This is a genomic window from Herpetosiphon sp. NSE202, assembly GCF_042688385.1.
Lineage (GTDB): Bacteria > Chloroflexota > Chloroflexia > Chloroflexales > Herpetosiphonaceae > Herpetosiphon.
The window spans coordinates 844051-867344 of the sequence record NZ_JBHUPY010000001.1; the positions used below are offsets into that span (position 1 = coordinate 844051).

The 23294-nt window shown below is 51.6% G+C and carries 18 protein-coding genes; 12 read left to right on the forward strand and 6 right to left on the reverse strand.

Annotated elements, in window-relative coordinates:
- Positions 1-39: 39 nt before the first annotated feature.
- Both ACFMKP_RS03620 and ACFMKP_RS03625 read right to left on the reverse strand, forming a co-directional pair.
- Positions 40-2928: an FAD-binding and (Fe-S)-binding domain-containing protein gene (locus tag ACFMKP_RS03620; protein ID WP_382289137.1), complete on the reverse strand. Its 2889-nt coding sequence runs from the start codon at positions 2926-2928 to the stop codon at positions 40-42.
- Between the two features lie 3 nt (positions 2929-2931).
- Positions 2932-3573 (reverse strand): cysteine hydrolase, encoded by a 642-nt coding sequence (locus ACFMKP_RS03625; RefSeq protein WP_382289138.1) that lies wholly within the window; start codon positions 3571-3573, stop codon positions 2932-2934.
- A 793-nt stretch (positions 3574-4366) separates the two neighbouring features.
- On the opposite strand from ACFMKP_RS03625, the gene ACFMKP_RS03630 reads away from it, so the two are divergent.
- The 6 genes from ACFMKP_RS03630 to ACFMKP_RS03655 all read left to right on the forward strand — a co-directional run bounded on the left by ACFMKP_RS03630 (position 4367) and on the right by ACFMKP_RS03655 (position 10402).
- Positions 4367-4699, forward strand: a complete 333-nt coding sequence (locus ACFMKP_RS03630) for an FmdB family zinc ribbon protein (protein WP_382289140.1) — start codon at positions 4367-4369, stop codon at positions 4697-4699.
- An 83-nt stretch (positions 4700-4782) separates the two neighbouring features.
- A complete protein-coding gene (cysE, locus tag ACFMKP_RS03635; protein WP_382289142.1) occupies positions 4783-5544 on the forward strand; it encodes a serine O-acetyltransferase in 762 nt (253 codons plus the stop codon).
- Between the two features lie 31 nt (positions 5545-5575).
- A complete protein-coding gene (gene cysS / locus ACFMKP_RS03640) occupies positions 5576-6976 on the forward strand; it encodes a cysteine--tRNA ligase (RefSeq protein ID WP_382289144.1) in 1401 nt (466 codons plus the stop codon).
- Between the two features lie 152 nt (positions 6977-7128).
- Positions 7129-8094, forward strand: a complete 966-nt coding sequence (locus ACFMKP_RS03645; protein WP_382289145.1) for a 50S ribosomal protein L11 methyltransferase — start codon at positions 7129-7131, stop codon at positions 8092-8094.
- Positions 8094-8837 carry a 16S rRNA (uracil(1498)-N(3))-methyltransferase gene (locus ACFMKP_RS03650; RefSeq protein WP_382289147.1) on the forward strand — a complete coding sequence of 248 codons (744 nt, stop codon included), beginning with the start codon at positions 8094-8096 and terminating at the stop codon, positions 8835-8837. The genes ACFMKP_RS03645 and ACFMKP_RS03650 overlap by 1 nt, the downstream gene beginning before the upstream one ends.
- Positions 8838-8983: 146 nt before the next feature.
- On the forward strand, positions 8984-10402 hold the full coding sequence (locus ACFMKP_RS03655; RefSeq protein ID WP_382289149.1) for a S41 family peptidase: 1419 nt from the start codon (positions 8984-8986) through the stop codon (positions 10400-10402).
- A 43-nt stretch (positions 10403-10445) separates the two neighbouring features.
- Here ACFMKP_RS03655 and ACFMKP_RS03660 read toward each other — a convergent pair whose 3' ends face one another.
- The 4 genes from ACFMKP_RS03660 to pepF form a co-directional block, all read right to left on the reverse strand.
- Positions 10446-11624, reverse strand: a complete 1179-nt coding sequence (locus ACFMKP_RS03660; protein ID WP_382289151.1) for a copper amine oxidase — start codon at positions 11622-11624, stop codon at positions 10446-10448.
- A gap of 10 nt (positions 11625-11634) precedes the next feature.
- A complete protein-coding gene (locus ACFMKP_RS03665; RefSeq protein WP_382289153.1) occupies positions 11635-12399 on the reverse strand; it encodes a hypothetical protein in 765 nt (254 codons plus the stop codon).
- A 177-nt stretch (positions 12400-12576) separates the two neighbouring features.
- On the reverse strand, positions 12577-13680 hold the full coding sequence (locus ACFMKP_RS03670; protein ID WP_382289155.1) for an aminopeptidase: 1104 nt from the start codon (positions 13678-13680) through the stop codon (positions 12577-12579).
- Between the two features lie 63 nt (positions 13681-13743).
- Positions 13744-15555 carry an oligoendopeptidase F gene (gene pepF / locus ACFMKP_RS03675; RefSeq protein ID WP_204754681.1) on the reverse strand — a complete coding sequence of 604 codons (1812 nt, stop codon included), beginning with the start codon at positions 15553-15555 and terminating at the stop codon, positions 13744-13746.
- A 232-nt stretch (positions 15556-15787) separates the two neighbouring features.
- Between pepF and ACFMKP_RS03680 the strand changes: the two genes are divergently transcribed.
- The 6 genes from ACFMKP_RS03680 to ACFMKP_RS03705 all read left to right on the forward strand — a co-directional run bounded on the left by ACFMKP_RS03680 (position 15788) and on the right by ACFMKP_RS03705 (position 23190).
- On the forward strand, positions 15788-16297 hold the full coding sequence (locus tag ACFMKP_RS03680) for a hypothetical protein (protein ID WP_382289157.1): 510 nt from the start codon (positions 15788-15790) through the stop codon (positions 16295-16297).
- Positions 16298-16418: 121 nt separating this feature from the next.
- Positions 16419-16820: a hypothetical protein gene (locus ACFMKP_RS03685; RefSeq protein ID WP_382289159.1), complete on the forward strand. Its 402-nt coding sequence runs from the start codon at positions 16419-16421 to the stop codon at positions 16818-16820.
- A gap of 104 nt (positions 16821-16924) precedes the next feature.
- A complete protein-coding gene (locus ACFMKP_RS03690) occupies positions 16925-17905 on the forward strand; it encodes an ABC transporter ATP-binding protein (RefSeq protein WP_382289161.1) in 981 nt (326 codons plus the stop codon).
- Positions 17902-20190: an ABC transporter permease subunit gene (locus ACFMKP_RS03695; RefSeq protein ID WP_382289163.1), complete on the forward strand. Its 2289-nt coding sequence runs from the start codon at positions 17902-17904 to the stop codon at positions 20188-20190. The genes ACFMKP_RS03690 and ACFMKP_RS03695 overlap by 4 nt, the downstream gene beginning before the upstream one ends.
- 70 nt (positions 20191-20260) lie before the next feature.
- Positions 20261-22351, forward strand: a complete 2091-nt coding sequence (locus tag ACFMKP_RS03700) for a CHAT domain-containing protein (protein WP_382289165.1) — start codon at positions 20261-20263, stop codon at positions 22349-22351.
- 269 nt (positions 22352-22620) lie between these two features.
- On the forward strand, positions 22621-23190 hold the full coding sequence (locus ACFMKP_RS03705) for a hypothetical protein (protein WP_382289167.1): 570 nt from the start codon (positions 22621-22623) through the stop codon (positions 23188-23190).
- Positions 23191-23294 lie beyond the last annotated feature (104 nt).

Below are 23294 nucleotides of genomic sequence, written 5' to 3' on the forward strand. Positions count from 1 at the left end.
AATTGAATAGGTATAAAATGTTCTACGATTATCTGTAGCTTAATCGGCTAAACACGCGGCCAAAAATACGATTGGATGTTGAGCAATTACGCCTGTGCCAGCCTCAATTTGATGTCGACACGACATGCCTGCTGCCAAAATTGGCTGTTGACTGCTGCGAACCGCTGGAAACAGGCGTTGCTCGCCGCATGCCATGGAAACCTCGTAATGCTCGCGCTCATAGCCAAACGAGCCAGCCATGCCACAACAGCCGCTTTCAATTTCTTGCACCGCGAGGTTGGGCACGAGCCGCAACATCGCCAGCAGTGGGCTGATACTGATCAAGGCTTTTTGATAGCAATGGCCATGCACGAGCACTTGATCAGCAGGTAATTGCTGATTCCAACGCCATGTAACGCCTTCAGCAGCCAATTTAACCAAAAACTCTTCAATAAAATAGCTTTGAGCTGCCACCATTTTGGCGGCGTTGGTTGGCACTAAAGCTGGGTATTCATCGCGAAAGCTGGCGATACAGCTTGGCTCCAAGCCAATAATCGGCACGCCCAACTCAGCAAATGGTGCAAGCAGTTTGATGTTGTGTTCAGCATTGGCCCGCGCTTCGGCCAACATACCCTTTGAGATCAACGGCCTGCCACAACAGCACCGTTCGTTGATTACATACACGTTGTAGCCCGCTGCGCTGAGCAATTTCACCGCTGCTTGGCCAATCTGTGGCTCGTTGTAGAGCGTAAAGGTATCATCCCAAAGAATTAATGGGCCACGCGGCGCAGTTTGGAGCTGCTGGTGCTGCTTGAACCAAGCCCGAAACGAGCGCCGCGCCAAGGCTGGCAATTGACGGCGTTGATCGATGCCCAAACTACGGTCGAGCAGCCAGCGCGTGATTGGCCGGGCGAGCAACCAATTATTTAAATGCGGAACCAGCATGCCAAGCTGATTGATTTTGGCGATCTGGCCAAACAAACGGCTACGCAATGGCACGCCATGAGTTGCCTGATACTGCGCCAGCCATTCCGATTTGAGCCGCGCCATATCCACAATCGACGGGCATTCACGTTTACATGCCTTGCATTCAAGGCACAAATCCATGGCTTCGTGCAATTCAGGGCTACTCAAACCCGCAGATCCAAGCTGGCCCGTCATTGCTGCCCGCAAGGCATTGGCACGGCCACGCGTTGAATGAGCCTCATCGCGAGTTGCCATATACGATGGGCACATCACGCCAGCATCAGCTTTGCGGCAAACACCTTGGCCATTGCACATCTCGACCAAGCCCGCAAAACCGCCATCGGGCGTGAAATCGAAAAAGGTCACGCTAGGCGCATGCGGCGTTTGGTAGCTTGGGTTGATGCGCAGAATTTCAGGCTGCCACGGCTGAGGTGCGGCCAAAATCTTGCCTGGGTTGAAGATTGAATTTGGGTCGAATAGCTGCTTTATTTCGCCAAAGGCTTGGTGCAATTCCGCGCCATATAATTGTTGATTAAAGGCTGAGCGCGCCAAACCCTCGCCATGTTCGCCTGTGGTTGTGCCGCCAAGACTAATTGCCAAGCTGGCGACTGCCTGCGAAATATGCGCCATTTGCGCTAAACCAGTTTCAGTTTTCAAATTAATTAATGGATTGATGTGCAAGCAGCCAACCGAGGCATGAGCATAAAAACTGGCTTCAGTGCCAACCTCGCGACAAATTGCCTCAACCCCGCGCGCATAGTCGGCCAAGCGATCAACTGGCACGGTCGCATCATCGACAAACGCCAGCGGTTTGGCATCGCCACGTTGGCTCATCAACAAGCCTAAGCCTGCTTTGCGCACGGCCCAAACATTGGCAATTGCGGTGGGCGTTGTTTCGCGTACGACGCGGCCAGTTTCGCCAAGCGTGCGCAAATGGGCTTCTAAGGCGGCATCGTTGGCGGCTAATTCGTTGGCATCTGCTCCCGCCCATTCAACAATTACCACCACGCGCGGCTCGCCGACCACAAAACTGAGGCGGATACCATACTCAGGGTTTTGGCGGGTCAAATTAATAAAATAGCGATCAAATAATTCGACGGCGCTTGGCTGAAAGCGCAACATTTCGGGTACTAAGGCCAATGCCCGTTGCAAATCATCAAAATGCCAGAGTGCTAGCCGCGTAACTTTTGGCCGTTCGACGAGGCTAAGTTGCGCGCCAACGGTCAATCCCAGTGTGCCTTCGCTGCCAACCAAAATTGGTACGGCACTAAACGGTTGTTGCTGCTGCTGGCGTTGCAGCATGCGTTGCAGATTGTAGCCAGCGACGTTGCGCCAAACTTGGGGATAATCACGCTCAATGGCGTGAGCATAACGCGCAACAATCTGGCCAAGTTGAGCTTGAATTTGCTGCTGGCGTGGATTGTTCGCTGCGTTGGTTGACCACGTTGCAACCGAGCTATCATCCAAAATGCTTTCGATCGCGAGCGTATGATCAACGGTCATGCCATAGACAATCGAGTGCGAGCCAGTCGAATTATTGCCGAGCATCCCGCCAATCGTGGCCGATGCACTCGACGATGGATCGGGGCCGAACATCAGGCCATGTGGTTTGAGAAAATTATTCAAGCGATCGAGCGTGCAGCCTGCTTCAACCCAAATCTGGCGCTGCTCTGGATCAAACTCGCCAATTTGGCCAAACGAATGCGAAAGATCAACAATAATGCCCGCACCGATGGCTTGGCCAGAGAGACTTGTGCCACCTCCACGCGGCACGATTGGCACGCGAAAGCGCTGGGCAATCTCGACGATGGCCTGCAAATCGGCGCGATCGCGCGGAATAACCACCGCTTTGGGCATGACAGCGTAGGATGAGGCATCGGTGCTATAGAGCGCACACGTCAAGCGGTCGGCGTGAACTTTGCCACGAACCGACCGCTGCAGTGCAGCTAAAACCTCAGCTTGAAGTTCTGCTGCTGGATTCATCGATTAATACCCGCGACTTGCATTGACCATGGCGCTGCGTCCGCTCAAAATTTCGAGAAATTGTGCGTGATCCATGGGGTGTGAGAACATTGGATAATCTTTGCTAATTGCGCCTTCTTGCTCTTCGGTGCTGGTGGCGGCAACACAATCGGTCAGCGTAATGACGTTGTAGCCGCGTTCGTAGCCCGAGCGCATCGTCGATTCGACGCAACAGTTGGTCAAAAAGCCCGCCAAAACCAAATTGCTCAAACCACGGCTGCGCAGAATAAAATCAAGATTGGTGCTGGCGAAGGTATCAAGGCCACGCTTGCCTTCGACCACAATATCGGCGCTTTCCGGCGTGAGCACATCAACCAATTCCGCGCCCCAACTGCCTTTACGAAAGGCATTGTTATCAACCACGCCCTTGAGAATGCCATACGGTTGGTTGGTAATTTCGCGATAGCCTTCGGCGAATGAAATTGGCGCGTGGATAATCGTCACGCCTGCTTCACGCGCTTGCTTGACCGTTTCGAGTGTGTTGGCCAGCATGTTGGTGGCTTGCATGCTTTCGGCAACTGCGCCGTGAAGTGCTCCGCCTTCCGAGGTGAAATCGTTTTGAAATTCGATAAGAACCAATGCGGTTGTTGCTGGATCGATCTGCATACTATCTCCCTTGTGGCTGAATATGGAGAACGCTGATCGGGCGGCATTGATGTGAGCTACGTTGCCCAAGCCCTATTATCACAAACAAATCAGCCCAAATCAAGTATGAAGGATGAAATGCAAAAGTCAGAAGTCAGAAGTCAGAAGTCAGAAGGGTAGAGAGCATAGAGCAAAGAACAGAGAACATAAAGGCAAAGGGCAGAAGGCAAAATGGGGATCGGATTTTTAACGCAGCGGCGCAGAGGGATGAGGCTATAGGCTGGTGGCTAGGTGTACTAATACATTAGATTGGCAACCATGTTCCCTCACCCCCCAGCCCCCTCTCCCACGAAAACGCGGGCGAGAGGGAGCACTGGTTTTTACTGACGTATTGAGCAAGAACCACGGGTTAAAAGCCCCTCGCTCGCGCCGTGGGAGAGGGGGCTGGGGGGAGGGGATCAGGCAGTGGTTAACCTGATGTATCAGTACAGCTAGGCGGTAGCGAAAAAAAAGAATCAAAAAATCTGGGCAATCTGTGGCCAACGGCAAGGATGAAGGATGAAGGGATATGCGCTCCACATTGAGCTTGACGTGCTTCGTGATCTTCGCGCTCTTCGCGGTTTCAACCCTTCGTGCTCTTCGCGAATCAAAACCGATCCCCAGCTCCCAACAACCGACCCCCATCTATGCTCTCTGTTCTATGCTCTATGTTCTTATCTTGGTTGATCAGCGACCATAATTACGGTAGAATGAGGCAATGTGCCTTTTGGGGCTTTATTGCGTTAAACTTTCATCCTGTCGGAGGTATGGTAGCGTGCCAACCTATGTGTATGCGTGCCAAGCATGTGGCGCACAATTCGAGCAATTTCAACGCTTCTCTGACGAGCCGCTGACAATCTGTCCGCGCTGTCAAGGCACGATCAAACGTGTATTTCAGCCGGTTGGGGTGGTATTCAAGGGTAGTGGATGGTATATTAATGATAGTCGTTCAGGCAATAACAGCACCAGTAGTAGCAAATCAAGCACTCCTGCATCAACAAGTAGCGATGCCAGTAGTGCTGCTGCGCCTGCCGCTACAACCAGCGAAAGCAAGCCTGAAGCTCCAAAAGCCGAAGCGAGCAAATCAGACTCAACGGCTGTGGCCTAAAGCGACATTCAAGAACCCAAGGTACTTGGCTTAAGGCTAATGGCCTTGGGCTTTCTTTTTGTCTGCGAAAGGAATGGATCAATATGAGGCATTGGTGGCGTTCGGTTCGCGAAGATATTCAAACAATTTTGCATAACGACCCAGCAGCGCGCTCGATATTTGAGGTGCTGCTCTACCCTGGCTTTCAGGCTGTCCAAATCCATCGCCTAACCCACTGGCTTTGGAACCAGAAGTTGCCCTTCATTCCGCGTTTGCTTTCGCAACTCACGCGTTTTTTTACCGGCATTGAGATTCACCCAGGCGCGACGATTGGCCAGCGCTTGTTTATCGACCATGGCATGGGCATTGTGGTTGGCGAAACGGCAATTATCGGCGATGATGTTGTGATGTATCAAGGCGTGACGCTCGGCGGAACTGGCAAGGAAATTGGCAAACGACACCCAACCATTGGCAACAATGTGGTGATTGGAGTTGGGGCCAAAGTGCTGGGGGCAATTACGATTGGCGAAGGCGCGCGCATCGGCGGTGGCGCGGTTGTGGTCAAGCCAGTGCCTGCCTATTCAACCGCAATTGGCGTGCCTGCGCGGGTGGTGGCAACCCGCGACCCTCAAACCGGCCAAACCAATCGGGTTGAAATGTTGCCCGACCCTGAGGGCGCAATGTTGCGCTCGCTCCACGAATCAGTCCAAACACTCAATCAACGGGTGATCGAGCTAGAAAGCGCCATGGGCAGCCAAGCCTACCATATTGCCGCGCTCAGCGCCCAACGCACCCCTGGCGACGATCCCTTCGATTGCCTTGAAGATTTGCAAAGTTACGAGATGCAATACGCTGACGGTATTTAGCTCTTTATTATTGTGTTGAGGAGCCAGAATTATGGCATTAGCAATTTACAACACCCTTAGCCGCCAGACCGAGCCGTTTACACCGTTGGTTGCTGACCATGTGTCGATGTATGTCTGTGGGCCGACGGTGTATTCTGATGCCCATATTGGTCATGCCATGTCAGCTGTTGTGTTCGATGTGGTGCGGCGCTATTTGGAGTGGTCGGGCTATACGGTGCGCCATGTGATGAATTTTACCGATGTTGACGATAAAATTATTCGTCGCGCTAACGAGCAGGGCCGCGACCCGATGGAATTGGCCGAAAGCTATACCTTGGCCTTTCTTGATCAATTGGGCCAGTTGAATGTGCTGCCAGCCACCGCCTACCCTCGGGTTTCAACCACAATTCCGCAAATTATTCAGTTTATCGAAGGCCTGATTGCCAAAGATGCAGCCTATCATGCCAGCAATGGCGATGTTTATTTTCGGGTGCGTGGCGATGAAGATTATGGCAAGCTTTCGCGGCGCGCCGTCGATGATATGCGTTCTGGTGCACGCATCGCTCCCGACGAAGCCAAAGACGATCCTTTAGATTTTGCCTTGTGGAAAGCGGCTAAGCCTGGCGAGCCAGCTTGGGAAAGCCCGTGGGGCCAAGGCCGACCTGGTTGGCATATCGAATGCTCGGCCATGAGTTTGCACGAATTAGCTGAACAAATTGATATTCACGGCGGCGGCAACGATCTAATCTTCCCCCACCACGAAAATGAAATTGCCCAAACCGAATCCTTGACCGGCAAAAATTTTGCCCAAGTTTGGATGCATAACGGCATGCTGCAATTGGCTGGCGAAAAAATGAGCAAATCGCTGGGTAATTTGATCACAATTGATCAATTTTTAAGCGAACATTCCGCCGATATTATGCGCTTGATGGTGCTTTCTGGCTCGTATCGCGCACCATTGGTTTATAATGATGAGGTTTTGGCCGATACCGAACGTAAGCTCGAACGCATCATGTCGGCTTTCAAGCCAGCGCATGGCACGACGACCAGCGGCGCGGTGGTTGATACGCTCAATACTATCGTTGCCAAAGCGCCAGCTGATTTCCGCAGCGCGATGGATAGCGATTTTAACAGCGCGGCGGCCTTGGCTGTGTTGTTTGATTTGGTGCGTTCGATCAACGCAGCTCGTGATGCTGGCGTTGGTGGCGAGCCATTCGATGCTGCGCAAGCTCGTTTGCGCGAATTGGCAGCAGTGCTCGGCCTGCGCTTGGAAGCAACCAGCGCCAGCAAAACCGATGCCGCGCCATTTATCGAATTGTTGATTGAGCTACGCGCCGAATTGCGCAAAGCCAAGCAATGGGCGCTCTCCGATTTGGTGCGCAACCGCCTAAGCGAGCTTGATGTGCAGCTCGAAGACGGCCCAAGCGGCACAACATGGACGACGAAAGGCTAAAGTCAAAAGGCAAAAGTCAGAAATCAAAACAGAGAATGTTCTCTGCAACTTCGACTTTTGCCTTTGAGCTTTAAGTTTTGCGGATAGACGTATTTGCCTTGTGATTTTGATAGTGTTTTGACTTTTGACCTTTGCCTTGAATAGGGGTTTTTATGCAGTGGCTCGAACTGAGCGTGACCGTCGATACTGAAGCGGTCGAAAGCGTGTCGGAATTATTTGCCCAATATGGCTATAACGGTGGCGTGGCAGTCGAAGAGGCCATCATTCCATCGCTCGACTCGCCAGAATATCAAATTGATACCAACAAACCTGTGATTGTTCGCACCTACTTGCTGGCTAACGAGCAAGCAGCCGATGCTCAAACCCACATCGAACGTGGTTTGTGGGTGCTTGGCATGATGCGTCCGGTTGGCGATTTGCAGGTTAAAGCTATCGCCGAAGAAGATTGGGCCAACGCTTGGAAAGAGCACTACCGAACTCGTCGCATCGGCCAGCGCTTTGTGATTGTGCCTTCGTGGCTGGAACACGAAGCTGCTGAAAACGATGTCGTACTGAATCTCGACCCAGGCATGGCTTTTGGCACTGGCTTGCATCCCACCACCCAACTCTGCCTTGAGTTAATGGAATTGATCGAATTTAACAACACCACGGTGCTTGATCTCGGCTGTGGCTCGGGGATTTTGGCGGTTGGCGCGGCCAAACTTGGCTCGCAACGGGTTTTGGCCTTGGATACCGACCCAATTGCGGTTGAAGCGACCGCCGAAAATGCTTGCATCAATCATGCCCAAGGCTTGGTAACCGCCTTGGAAGGCAGTTTGGGCGACGCACCATTGGAACACTGGTTGGGCTGGGAAGGCGCGCAACTTGGCACGCCACAAAGCTATCGCCATCACAACGAGTTTGATGTGATTTTGGCTAATATTTTGGCCAAAGTGCATGTTGTGTTGGGCAATGATTACCTTGCGGCGCTCAAACCAGGCGGCGTGCTAATTACCTCAGGCATTATCAACGAGCGCGAAGCAGATGTGGTGGCAGCATTTGAGGCGGTTGGCTTAGAGCAAGTTGAACGCCGCACCCAAGGCGATTGGGTTGCTTTTACCCATCGCAAGCCAGCCTAATGAAAAATACCTATCGCTTTTTTGTGCCAGCCGAGGCCATTCAAGGCGAAGCGTTGCATGTGAGCGAGCGCGAGTTGCTGCACCAATGGAACAATGTGCTGCGTTTGCGCGTTGGTCAGCATATTGCGCTGCTCGATGGCCTTGGCATGGGCTATATTGCCGAGTTAGTCAGCTTGAATAAGCGCGAAGCTCAAGGCCGCATTTTGCAACGCTATGCAGCTAATGGCGAGCCAAGTATCAACGTCACGCTCTATCTTGCCCTAACCCGTGGTGAACGCTTCGAAACAGCCTTGCAAAAATGCACCGAATTGGGGGCAACTGCGTTCGTGCCCTTGCTCTGCGAGCGCTCGCAAGCAGATGTTACGCCAACCAAACGCGAACGCTGGCAACGGATTATTCGCGAGGCCGCCGAGCAAGCTGGGCGTGGGCGCTTGCCGATTTTGCACGAAGCCCAAACTGTGGCCCAAGCCTTGCCTCAAGCTCGTGGGCATTTGTTGTTGGCCGAAACTGGCCAAACTATGGCCTTCAAGACTGCTTTAGCTTTGGAGCCACGCGCCGAGCTAGCGCTTTGGAGCGGCCCCGAGGGCGGTTGGACTGAAGCGGAGCTTGAAGCCGCCAACCAAGCGGGCTTGATCAGTGTTAGTTTGGGCACACGAATTTTACGCGCCGAAACTGCACCAATTGCCGCTTTGGCAGCGATCATGTTTCAATTCGATCAGTGGTTTAGCCCAAATTCGTGCTAGCATGAACCATAGCCTGAGAGGTAATGCCGCGTAAACTTACCCATTTCGATTGCTAATGCCAACCTAACCTACAAGCAGTTGCTTAAGTTGTACACTGCATACAGGCTGGATTAGCCTAGGTTAAATTGCTTGAAACGAGGTTTTCTATGAGCGAGTTCCAGCCCAGATCGGGCGGTTCCGCAACCCAAACATCAAAGCTTTGGGTTGTATTGAGTGGAATTGTTGGTGTCTTGCTGATTGTTGGCATCGCCCTTGGCGCTGGTTTTTATTGGGGTAGCTCATCGAAAGAACAGGCGCTGATTACTGCCAATCAAGCTGCAACAAGCGATGCTTCGAAGGCGTTGCAAGCAACGCAAATGGCTGCGCCCCCAGCTAATGCCGATGAGAACTTTCAGACCTTTTGGGAAGTTTGGAATCTGGTCAATAAAGAGTTCTATCATACCGAGCCAATCGACGAGAAAAAAATGATGTATGGCGCAATTCGCGGCATGCTCCAATCGCTCGGCGATGATTTTACTGGTTTTCAAGAGCCAGAAGCCGCTGAACGCTCACGCGAAGATATGCGCGGCAATTTCGAGGGCATTGGAGCCTACGTCGAATATAAAGACGGCCAGATTATGATTGTTTCGCCAATCGAAGGCTCGCCTGCCGAAAAAGCGAATGTGCGTGCTGGCGATATTGTGGTGGCAGTCGATGGCAAACAAATTAGCGAAGTTATCGCCAACCTTGAACGCGATCAAGCTTTGGCTGAGGCAATTAAGCTGATTCGTGGCCCCAAAGGCTCGCAAGTTGTGATCACGGTTTATCGTACAAGCACCGAAAAACAAATTGATATTCCGATTGTGCGCGATACGATTCCGTTGATTAGCGTGCGCTCAACGATGATTGGCGATATTGGCTATATTCAATTGAGCGAGTTTAAGCAAACATCCTACGAGGAAATGGATCAAGCAATTGCCAAACTCAAGCCTAATAATCCCAAAGCGATTATTTTTGATTTGCGCAATAACCCAGGCGGCTATGTCAATCAAGCTCAAAACATTCTTGGTCGTTTTACCAAAGATGGTGTGACGCACTATCAAGAAAATAGTGATGGAACCCAAAAAGAATATCGCACCTTGCAACAGGGCGATGCTCAGGAATTATTTGATCTGCCAGTGGTTGTATTGGTCAATGGCGGCTCGGCGAGCGCTTCGGAAATCGTTTCTGGTGCAATGCAAGATACCAAACGCGCAACTTTGATTGGCGAAAAAACCTTTGGTAAAGGTTCAGTCCAAAGCGTGCATACGCTCAGTGATAAATCGGAAGCGCGGATTACAATCGCCCATTGGTTAACACCCAACAAGCGGGCAATCCACACGCTGGGAATTACACCCGATTATGTGGTGCCATTCTCCGATGATGCAAGCCAATATCCGGTTGAATGTATTTTGAATCGCACGCCAGCAGATGGCGCAACTGCCTGTGCTGATTCGCAATTATTCTGGGCGCTGAAGTTCTTGGATGAACAACAAACCCCACCACCACCACCAACCCCAACCATTACGCCAACGCCTGGTAAATAGGCTACAAAAACGCCCGCTCAAAGTTTGAGCGGGCGTTGGTTTTTTAGCGTTGTTGGCTGGCGTATAAGTCGCGGGGAACCATCTGGAAGCTGCTCCAGTGGGCCGACATTAATGGGTCATCCTCGTCACGGGGCAGGTGATGGAAGGTCATTCCATACCAAACGATTGGGTCGACCAAGGTTTGGTTATTGACAAAACCGCTAACATCATCAGCGCAGGTATTGCCATCGTTGCGCGAAGCCCAGCGTTCGCAGGGGTTGTTTTCGGTTACATAGACATCGTTCTTGGTCCATGGCTCAAACGAAGGGCCACGGAACACATGATCGGAGTTGCCAACGATGTCATATGAGATTTCGTGACCATCGCTATTCAAGACCGTGCTGTTTTTGACGCGCCATGAGCGAAAATTTTCAGGGTTGACTTGCGCAGCGGTTTCCGTCGTATAGGTTCGCACTTGTAAGCCGCGTTGGGCTGTGCCACTCGAATCGAATTCGATCTGCTCAACGACATTATTGCTATTGCCGCCAAGCGCAAAGTCGATCCGCCAGTAGTAATTGTGAACGTGCGATGTGCCATATTGGCAGCTATTCGCATCGATCTTCCAGCCATATTTGGCCACATTGGTACATTTTTGCAATTTACCAGTTGCGCCGATGCCTGGCTCAATCGTGGCATCATCGTGGAAAATCCATTGGCTAACATAGTTATAGGCACCAATGTGCGAAACTGAGCGCACTACCAAGGCTGAGCCTTGCTTGACTTGGGCATAATATTTGTAGGCATAGCCAGTTGGCACGACCGTGGCACATAGCACATTGCGCCCATTATTCTGCAGCAAGGTTCCATCGGGGCAATCTGCTGCCGTCATGTTATTGAGGTGGCCGCCACCCAAGCCATAATCGGAGAGGTCGTGGAAGCGGGCGGTATTATCGTCGTATGGGACGTGAATTTGGGCCAAATTAATTTGGTTGATGATCGAAATTGCGCTGCCACCTGGTGGGGTGTAGCGGATGCCGCGCAGCACAATGCCTTCGCTGCTGCGTTCTTCCCAACATAAGGCCCAGCTGGCCCCATTTTCCAAGGTTTTATTAATCGTAAAACCACCACCAGAACAACGGTCGCGGGTTTGGGCATTGGCTGCTTGCTGCGAGTTTGTGCTAAGCAGACTGGCCCCAATCAATAGCATGCCAAGCAGCATGCCCCAACGTGCTGAAAGCTTCATCGCCAGGCTCCTAACGCTTCAAACTAACCACAAGGCTATTCGAAAGATCAACAATCGGGGTGCTCTCAACCGCCCATTCATTATCGGCGCTGAGCAGCAATTGAACACAGCGATTTTGTTGGCAACTGCGCAAAACTGCGGCGTTATCAACTTGTGGTTCGGCAATATAAACGAAGCCTGCTGCCCGCAATTGGCTAGCCTGGGTCAGGCTTTTGCCTGTTAAGGCTTGATATTCGCCGCGTAACTGTGGCCCAAAGGTGGGATGATCCAAGACCAATTGCAGGGCGCGCGTGGTTTCGCGATCGGTCGGGTGGGGTTGGCTGCCTCGGGCTTGATCAAGCAGATCGACCTTGCCAGTGCTGAGGTTGACCAACACGGCCACCAAGCTATTTTTGGCATAATCGAAAATTAGCACATCGGCGCGGCGTTGCCATGTGCCCTTGTTGTACACCGCTTGAATTTCTTCGTGGCGTTCGGTTTTGACGAATTCCAACTGGGCATCAGCAGGTACGGCCTTGTTTTCGACCACTTTGCCGCGTTTGGCTTGCCATTCGTTGAGTGCAATCTTCTGGGCTTGCTCAATTTCGGCCAACGATAAGGGATCATAGCCTGAACGATTGTTCTGGGCGGCGATTTCGACCTTGCCAGTAACCGTGTTCGGGGCGGCGGTGGCCTGCGGATCACGCCGCAGATAGACGATCAGCAGGGCGACCAACGCGCCGCATGTGAGCCATGCAACGTTTTTGAGCACTGCCCGTGAGCGAGATACGACCATCGGACTCTCCTTACAGCAGAAATGGTTCAATAATCAAGCAGCCGCATTGCGATGGGCGTTGGGCCAGAAACCAACATAACCCAGAACTTGCGTCACTGCCTGGATCATAGCCTAAAGGGTATGAACAAACCTGTTCATACCCTCGAACATGCTTAAGTTGGAAGAATGAGGGAAGGTTTAGACGACGAATGTGCCGTTTTTCTCGAACAGTTGGCCATCGACATAGACTTCGCTATTTTGGCGCAAATCGCAAACCATATCCCAGTGGATTGCCGATTGGTTTAAGCCGCCAGTTTCAGGGTAGGAAGCGCCGAGTGCCATGTGGATTGTACCACCCATTTTCTCATCGAATAAAATGTTGCGGGTGTAGTTTTTGATGTTGGGGTTGGTGCCAAAGGCAAATTCGCCCAAAACCCGTGCCCCAGCATCAACGTTCAACATTTGCTCAAGGAAATCTTGGCCGCTCTTGGCAGTTGCCTTAACAACTTTGCCATCCTCAAAGGTCAATTGTACATCTTCGACTTCGCGTCCATTATAGATCGCTGGGAAGGAGAAGCGTACAACTCCATTGACATTATTTTCTTCTGGGCCGGTAAAAAATTCGCCATCAGGGAAGTTGGCATCGCCAGCACAATTGACAAAGCTACGTCCGGCAATCCCCAAGCGAATATCGGTGCCTTCGCCCACGATATGCACTTCGCGTTTATTATGCAAGAAATTAATCAAATGCGCTTGTTTGTCGTGCAGTTCTTGCCACTTGGCGATGGGGTCGGCTTCGTTCAAGAAACACACGCCATAAACAAAATCTTCAAAATCTGGCAAGCTCATGTTGGCATCTTGGGCCAAGCCCTCGGTTGGAAAGAGCGTGACACACCAGCGGAAATCGCCAGCATGGGTGCGCGACATCAATTTGCCCATCAATTCGCTGCGCGATTTTTGATACACCGATTGGCGCTCAGGATCAACCTGCGAGAGTTCGCGGGTATTGGTTTGGGAATCAATCCGAATCCGCACATCGGCGGTTTCAATCCCCAAACGATCGTAGGGCGAGATCCATTGTAATTGCTGATCGTTGCCATGATTGAGCAAAATGCGCGAGATGCCAGGCATAACCGTGTGGACAACCGGATTGCCACCGACCAGCAAAATTTCGCGATACATTTCTTTGATCAAGGGTGCGGCAGCTGGTTCGCTTTGCAAAACCACCATTTCGCCTTCTTTGATCTTCATCGAATAATTGACCAAGGTATGGGCCATTTTGACCACCCGTGGATCGGCCATTTCAACTCCTTACACAACAACACAACTCGCCCTTCACAACGAAGGGCGAGCATTGAACTATGATTAAGCAGTTAATTCATCGAGTTTGGTCACCAAATCGCCGAAGCGGTTCATGGCGCGATGAATTGGGTCTGGCGTGGTCATATCGACCCCAGCGCCCTTGAGTAGGTCAATTGATGATTTGGAATTGCCACCGCGCAAGAAGTTGACATAGTTTTCAGCTGCACCAGGGCCTTCGGTCAAAATTTTGTCGGCCAAGGCCAGCGCTGCTGAAATGCCTGTCGAATATTGGTACACATAGAACGAGCGATAGAAGTGAGGAATCCGTGCCCATTCAATATCCAATTCTTCATCGAAGACCAATTCAGGGCCATAATATTGCTCGATCAAACGGCGATACAAGGCACTGAGGTTATCGGCGGTCAGCGCTTCGCCTTGTTCGGCCATGCGATGGGTTTCGCGCTCGAATTCGGCAAACAAGGTTTGGCGCAACAACGTTCCGCGAATATCATCGATTTGCTGGGTGACCAATTGCAAGCGTAAGGCTGGATCGTCGCTGGTTTTGAGCATATATTCGGCCAGCAAGGCTTCGTTTAAGGTCGAAGCAACTTCAGCCACAAACAAGGTGTAGCTGCCATAGGTATAGGGCTGATTTTTGCGAGTCAGCAACGAGTGCATCGAGTGGCCAAGCTCGTGGGCTAGGGTAAACAGGCTATTCAAGTTATTTTTGTAATTCATCAAAATGAATGGTTGCGAGGTGTAGCAACCCCATGAATAGGCTCCTGAGCGTTTGTTTTTATTTTCGTAGCGGTCAACCCAGCGCGATTCAAGCCCATGGCCGAGGCTTGAGCTATATTCAGCGCCAAGTGGCTCCAAGGCGCTCAAAATTAACGAAGCCCCTTGCTCGAAATCAATTTTGGTTGGCGCAGCACCATTCAAAGGCACAAACCAATCGTAGGCATGCAGGCTGTCGATGCCCAAAATACGCTTGCGAACCGAGCCATAGCGATGCAATTTGGGCAAGTGCTCGTGCACCGTGCTGATCAAATTATCATAAACGCTCATGGGAATTTCTTTGGGTTTTAAGCTGGCATCCAAGGCCGACTCGTAGCCGCGCGCTTTGGCATAGAAAATATTGCTGCGCACGTTGGTGGCATAATTTGCAGCCAACATATTACGAAACTGGCGATAGGTGCTGTGGATGCTCATAAAGGTGTCGCGGCGAATCCGTTGGTCGGGGTTTTCCAACAACACCGAATAGCGACCCATCGTGACTTCAACGGGCTTGCCTTGATCGTCTTCAATTGGTGGGAATTTGAGGTCGGCATCGCTGAACATGTTGAAGGTGGTTTGGGCACCACGGCTAATCTCGCCGCTTTGGGCCAATAATTCTTCAACTTCGCCAGAGCGGGTATGTTCGCGCAAGCGAATTTGCTCTTCTAAGGCGCGGCGATAGACTTCGAGGGCTGGCAAGGCGCTAATGTAGCCCAAAATTTGCTCATCGGAAAGTGCCAGCAACTCAGGCTCGATCCACGATGTGGCAGCGCTGGCCTTAATCGAGAGCGCGGTGGCGCGTTCTTCGAGCGCTTGGTGATGTTGGTTGGCCGTGTCTTCGTCGGCGCGCAGGCTGGCGTAGACATAAATTTGTTCGAGCACCATGCCAAGCGCTTCTTGAGCTTGAAAGACTGCCAATAACGCCTCAGGACCGTTGGCTAGGCTTCCTTGCAGGCTGGTCAAGGCTGGCAGCAAATCGTTGCTAATCCGTTCAACATCAGCCTCCCAAGCCGCTTGGTCTGCATACAGACTACTAATATCCCAAGTGTCTTCGGCGCTTACTTCCTCGCGGGTTGGTACCTGTTCTTCAACCATGGTCATGAGGGGGTTCTCCCGTTTAATGTCAATGCTTCAGGGCTGCACCATTGCAACACTGTTCCAGCAGGATGAATATCAATCGATACAGTATGCTGATTTTAGCATAAACTGCGCGATTTGCACTACCCGACTTTTGGCTGAACTGCGGTTAATTTGCTGCAAATCTGCTGCTCCATGAGCCGTGCATTGGCTATAGTAAAGCCAGTCGATTGATTCAAGCAAAAGCGAGGTAGTTATGCAGTATCCGAATGAGCCTATCTTTCCCCACTATCCAAAGCCTGAGCTACCACAGGTCTTGCCAGCCCATGGCGTTAGTTGGCAACGCTGGTTTTGGCATGGCTGGGGCTGGATCATTCTGACGAATACAGCCATAACCATGACCCTTGGTGGGATGGAAGGATTATTGTTTTTTGGGGTGCTCGGGTTGTTGGTTGGCGTGGTTTTGGGTTTCTGGGTCAGCGTTTTTAGCACAATCAGCTTGTATCAACGTGAGCTTGAGCACCAGCCAGCCTTTTGGTTTGCTGTGCATTATGCAGCGTGGGCGGCCATTGTGGTGTTGATTTTTTATTTGCTAACCTCAACGTGGAATATCTGGAGCTTCAATACCGATCATTTTCTGATCCTAAGTGTTGAGCTGCCAATGGCGTTTTTGATGCTGGCCAGCGGCTTGGTTGGCTGGCATATCCACGGTTGGTTAAATCGTCAGCAGCGTGATACTCCGCACGTTATACTAACTAACGTCTGAAGGTTGATTGATTCAAACGCGAGGTTACGATGGATTATCATGTTCCTTCAATGGGTTTAAGCAGCCAGTTCGCTGGCAAGCATGGTTTTGTCGCAGTTGGTTTGATCTGATGATGCTAGCGATGGCAACAAATATCGTTGGGTTGACCCTGAAAAATCTGCTTGGCTGGATCTGGAGTAGCCTGTGGTTTAACCAGCACTTACCGAGGCTTGGTTTTTGGCAAAACGATCACTATATCGCGATTGGATTCAATATAGCGATGATTTGTGGCTTTTGGGTTAGTGTCTTCACAAGCCTTGTGCTGCGAAAAAAACGCTTAAAACGCTTGTGGTTTGTGCTGCATTATATGATTGCGTCACTGGTTGGGGTCGTTGGGTTTGGCTGGCTCATCAACACTTATATTGAGAACTTTGTTGCCTTGGGGGTGCCATTGTTCTTTGAGCTGCCGATTCTCAGTTTTATTGTGGGGAGCGGTTTGGTTGGCTGGCAGATGCACGGCTGGGTAACGCGAGCAGGGCACTAGCAGCACAATTGGACTATCGTAGGCTTGACAAGCGAGCGTTTTTGCGGTCTGGTATTGGTACGCCCTTTTTTCATGATGGTGGCGGTTTGGATAGGAGTTCTGCAATGATTGTTGCTGAAGAGTTACGCAAGCAATTTGGGGATTTTCACGCTGTCAAGGGCGTTTCGCTTGAAGTTAAGCCTGGTGAGGTTTTAGCCTTGCTTGGCCCCAATGGCGCTGGCAAAACTACCAGCATCCGGATGTTGGCGGCAATTCTCAAGCCAACCAGCGGGCGAGCAATTGTCGGCGGCTTTAATGTTGAAACGCACGCCCGTGAAGTGCGCCACGCCGTCGGCTTGCTCACTGAATTTCCAGGCCTCTACCATCGCATGAAATCGCTTGATTATTTATTGTTTTTTGGGCGACTGCAAGGCATGAACGACCGCGATTGTGGCCAGCGCGCGGTTGAGTTGCTGCAACAATTTGGCCTGTGGGAAGCCCGCGAAAAACGCATCGACGGCTATTCCAAGGGCATGAAACAAAAGCTAGCCTTAATTCGGGCCATGATCCACGATCCCAATATTTTGTATCTCGATGAGCCAACCACCGCTATGGACCCGCATTCAGCGCGAACTGTGCGCGATGCGATTGCTGGCTTGCGCTCGGCCCAACGCTCAATCATTCTATGTACCCACAATTTGAACGAGGCCGAAGAATTGGCCGACCGCATCGCGGTTGTTCACGATGGCGGCATTGCCGTGCAGGGCACGATTGCTGAGCTGAGCCAACAATTGATGGGTGACCCAATTTGGGAATTACGCTTGGCCCAACCCCAACCTGAGCTAGCTGCCCGCTTAGCCGATTTGCTCACGATTGAGGACGTGGGCGATAGTTGGTTGCGCTATCGTACGACCGAGCCACATGCGCTTAATCCAAGCCTGATTCAACGGATCAGTGGGTGGGGCTGGCCGTTACTTTCAATCAACGAAGTTCAGCGCTCGCTAGAAGATGTGTATCTGACGATTGTTGGCCAAACTCACAACGAACGAATTCGCAACCAGCCTGCGCAGTCAAACGCTGCTGCGGTAGCCGAGGTAGCCGTATGAGCAATCAGGCCCTAACCATTACGCGGCGCGATTTACGCGATACGCTGAGCGATTGGCGTACTTTGATTCCGCTGTGTATTCTTTCGGTGCTGTTGCCGCTGATTTTGCGGTCGGGCGTGGCCCAGGCAGTAAGTTTTCTTGACGATGAATTTATCAGTCGCAGCTTAGTGCCGCTTGGGTTGTTGATTGCTGGTTTCTTGCCTGCCTCGCTTTCTTTGATTGGCCCGCTGGAATCGTTTGTTGGCGAACGGGAACGCTCAACCTTAGAATCGCTTTTGGCGATGCCAATGAGCGATCGTGGCTTGTATTTGGCCAAGTTTTTTGCTGCCTTGCTGCCACCGGTTGGTTCGTCGGCAGTGGCAATGGTCATTTATAGCTTGGCAATTGAATTTGGGCGGCCTGTGCGCATGGCCTCGCTGCCTAATCGCGTCTTTTTGAGCGACTATCTGACCAGCGCTTGGATTCTGGGGATTACGGCAATTTTGCTGATTAAAGTCTTCACCATGGTTGCGGCAGCAGTCTATGTTTCTTCGCATACTACCAGCATTCGGGCTGCCAACTTACTTGCGAGTTTCATTCTGATTCCAATGGCGATTTTGGTGCAGATTGAATCCTTGATCATCATTAATGGCATGGTTTTGCCAATTATCTTGATCAATGGATTATTGCTGGTGGTTGGCCTGACGATGGTTGGCTGGGGCATGTATAGTTTCAATCGCGAAGAATTGCTTTCGCGTGAGCACGAAACGATTAGCAAACGCAGCTCAACCCAACGCCTGAGCCAAACAACCACAACTCATGGCCCAGTCATGACGATTTTGCGCCGCGAAGCAACCGATACCTTAAGTGATTGGCGGATTTTGATTCCGATTGGCTTGCTGACCTTTTTGGTGCCAATTGGAGCGTTGTTTGGCGTAATTTATGCCTACTCCAATGTTGATACCCCAGAAGGCGTGGTTAATCTAATTCCCTTTATTGTGTTGCTGGTGGGCTTTCTGCCTGCGTCGTTTTCGTTGATTGTTGCGTTGGAGGTGTTTGTTGGCGAGCGTGAACGTGGCTCGCTGGAATCGCTGTTCTCAATGCCAATTAGTGATGGTCAATTGTATCGTGGCAAGTTGTTGGCGGCGATTGTTCCGCCAATTGGGGCCAGCCTGATTGCGATGCTGCTATTTGGGATTGGCCTGAGTATTTTTGCGCCAACGCCCTTGCTTGACCGAATCGACCTTGCGATCTTTAGTCAAATGGTGCTGCTGAGCATAGCCCAGGCTTTGGCAATGGTTTCGGCAGCAGTCGTGATTTCATCACATACCAACACTGTGCGCTTGGCCAATTTATTAGCAAGCTTCATTTTGGTGCCAGTGGCAATTATGGTGCAGCTTGAAGCAGTGCTGATTATTGGCGAACGCTATGACGTGCTGAATGCAATTATGGCGGTGATGCTGATTTTGACGATTGTGCTCAGCCGCACCGGGATTGGCAGCTTTAAACGCGAATCGATTTTGTCGCGTGAGCATTTGGCGCTGAATTTTAGCCAAATTAATCGCGCCTTGAATGCCTTCTTTAGCGAAATTCGCCCTGCTGGCACGAATCCCGATAAACATCTGCCAATGTTTCATGTGCAAACTGCGCAAGGCCCACAGCGCAAGCTTGGCGCATGGCTCAAACGTTTCTATCGCCAAGAATTGGTGGTGGTTTGGCGCGAAACCCGCTTAGCTTTGGTAGTAGTGCTGATTTGTTGTCTGGCGGCAATGATCTTTGGCAGCCAATTTACGCCCGAGAGTCAGCGCGAGCAATCGTTGGCGAATATTATGACCCGTTTGGATGTCAATCGCGGAGCATTGGTTACGCCTCAGTTCGGCGCTATTTTGAGCGGTAACCTGTTTGCAATCTTTTTTGCTGGCATGTTCTCGGCGATTAGCATGGGCTTTTTTGGCTTGATGGTGCCAGCGATTAACCTGATGAGCATCTCGTTTCGCGCAAGTACGCTGGCGGCGAGCGGTGGGCTTGGGTCTAGCCTAAATTATCTGCTGGCCTATGAATTACCCCATGGCCTGATTGAAATTCCGCTAAGCATGTTTGCTGCGGCCTTGGCCTTGCGGCTGGGCGCAGCGTTGGCCTTTGTGCCGCCAACCTATAGCGCCGGACGGCATTTACTTTGGGCTTGGGGCATGTATTTGAAAGTTTTTTGCTTGGTGATTGTGCCCGGGCTTGTGCTAGCGGGCTTAGTTGAGGTGTTGATCACGCCTGTCGTATATCAAACGGTCTATGGCTTTTTGGCGATTTAGCCTGTTGACAAGCCATGAAGCGGCTTCGTACAATGGAGTCAGCACTTGGTACTGCTAGGAGGGTACTTTGATGGTGGCTCCTTCTGCGCTTGCGTTAATTTTGCCTGCTGGTATGCCCTTGGCAACCGCATTGATGATCGTGAATCAACGCCAGGTCGATTGGCTGGTGATTACGCCTACGCCCAACCCCAAAGAGGGCGATCAGGCAACGTTGATTGCTGTGGCTGAGCTGAAACAAAGCACTGTTTCAGTCGTTGGGGCGTTGGCTGGCATCACGGTCACAATCATCCGCATTTTTCCAGATCGCACTGCGCATTGGCAGAGCGATCCGGTTGTACCCAAACATACCGACGACCGTCGCGGCTCAGATGAGACTGGGACTATCGCTCCGCCTCCAACAAGCCAACTGCGGGTGGTGAATGCAGCGCTGTATTATGCAGATGATCCGCCGGATTTGGTCGCTGCTACTTCGACTTTAGCACTAGAAAGTCGTTATCATTTGCGGATTAATATTGGCCAGCGCCATAGCGATTCGCGCATAGCCACTGCCGAAGCCTTGCCAACGCCCGAAACAAGCGAAGATTTGCCTTTATTTATCAGTGTATCGAGCAAAGGCCAGTATGTGGTGTTTGATGCACCGATGCAGCGTTTAAGCTTGCCGCCAACAGGCGATAGCCAAAGCATTCAATTGAGCCTCACTGCGCAACAGGCAATCGATGATCTGCCAGTGTGGATCAATATTTATTACAATTGGACTCTGCTGCAAACGCTCGAATTACATTTCAAAATCACTCCCGTTGAGGACGATTTGCCAGCTCCATTACTGGCACGGGTCAGCTATTCGCGCACGGCGGGCTTTGCCGATTTAGCGGCAATTCGGCCCAAGCAAATTAGCTGCACATTAACTGGCGATGGTGATTTTTATCGCATGAGCGTGGCATGGCCAGCTGAAGGCACAAACACGCGCCGCGAACAACGTGGCTTGAATGTGGTCTTGCCAATTAATGCAGCAAGCCTAAGCAACGAAATTCTTCAAGCCCGCAACACACTCTACGACATTACGTGGCAACCATCGTATCGCCAAGGTACGCGCGGCAAGTTGGCCGAACGGCGCGAAAGCTTGTATCAATTGGCGGTCGTCGGTAATCGACTGTATGCTGCGTTGTTTGCCCCAAGCGGCGCTACTGCCGAACAAGCTGCATCGTTAGCGGCCTTGCGCACATGGCTCGAAACAATTAGCGCTGAACAAAGCTTGCCCGCCTTGCAGATTATCCACGAAGGCATGCCCAGTGGCGTGCCGTGGGGCTTGCTTTATCCTGAGCCAGTTAACGACCCAAACAGTGTTGATTTGAGCAAATTTTGGGGTTGTCGCTATCGTTTGGAGATTATGACCACGCAGCTGGCCAAAAATGCGCAGCAAGCGCCAAGTGCTCAGCAGCAATTGCAGATTGGCGGCGGAACCTATAATTTTCGCGTGCCAATTGCCGATAGTGTGGTTGATGTAACCCAACAACACCGCGCAGCCTTACAAGCGTGGAGCGATGCGCGCGGTAATGTTGGCTTGGATCTGCGTGAGGCTGGCGATAAAACCAGCCTTGGCCCGTTATTCAGCCAAAGCGATATTGTTTATATGTATTGCCATGGCCACACCGCCAAAACCCCCGATGACACCTCGGATTGGCTGGCCAAATTTCGCGATCAGATGGCGCGTTTAGACGAGGGTCTGCGCAGTAAATACAGCGATTTGCTCAGCCTGAGCCAAAAAGAATATCAGCCAAGCGACCCGAATATTAGCGATAGCTGGCTGAAATGGAACCAAAGCCTGTTGCCGTTGCGCTTGCTGAGCCAATGGGGCCTGAAACTCGAACGCAAACCGTTGGTGATTTTGAATATGTGCGAATCGGCCCAAGTGCTGCCAACCCTGAGCAGCGGCTTTATTCCCTTTTTTAGCCAACTTGGCGCACGCGGCATTTTAGGCACTGAATGCCCAATGCTGGCGCCATTTGCGGCGGCTTTCGGCCAAAAGTTAATCGAACGCTTGGGCCAGGGCGAGGCCATGGGCGATATTCTGCCAGCCCTGCGGCGCTACTTTATCGAAGAAGAGCGCAATCCCTTGGGCTTGGCCTATACCTACTATGGCGATGCTGATGCCAAAGTTTAGGCGAGGTGGTGGAGATGGATTAGAGCGTTCCCTCACCCCCCAGCCCCCTCTCCCACTGAACGCGGGCGAGGGGGAGCACCCGTTTATACCGCCGCATTGAGGTAGAACCACGCAAAAAAGCCCCTCGCCCGCGCACGGGAGCGGGGTTGGGGTGAGGGGATCTTAAACTTACCCTTACTGCTGCCAGAGTTCAACAGTGTTATAGTTGGGTTGACGACGAACCTTTATTTCCAGCCAAGCATCATTATTAATTGTGTGAAGGAGTTGCTGTGAGCGATTCAACCAATCAACAAGCAGTGTTGGCCAGCCAAATTCAAACCCTGGTTGAGCTTTCGGAAGATGATTTATTTCGTAAGCTTGGAATTCAGGTCAAACAAGCAGAGGAAGCAGATGCAGCAGCCTTAGAGGCAGCACAGGCCAATGGCGCATTTGCCGAGCCAGCTGAGATTGAAATGGGCTTAGGCAAGGATTTGCGAGCCTTTGGTGCACGCTGGTGGGCCGAAATCGAACCAAAGCTCTACAATTTGTTGTGCTCCAGCGAAAGCAGCGAGCGCAGCCAAATTTTGGCCCACCTGCCTGAAGCCAAGGGCGGCACAGCAACGGCGGTTTCTGGTGGCGATAGTGGCAATGTTGCTGCTGACAATATCGCCACGGCTTTAGCGCCATTATTAATTGGCCTCTTGCCCTTCAATTTGCCAATTATCGCCTCGGTTGGCGCGACGATTGCTGCCAAAATGATTTTGAGTTCGGGCCTGAAAGTCACTTGCGATATGTGGCAAGAATCGATTGAAGCGCGCGAAGCCGCCAAAGCCAAGACCGAAGCTAAGCCTGCTGAATAAGATCGTTTCCCTCACATCCAACCCCTCGCCCGTCCAACGGACGAGGGGCTTTCATGCAGTGTTTTTCCGGCAATGCGGCGGTAAAAACGGATGCTCCCCCTCGC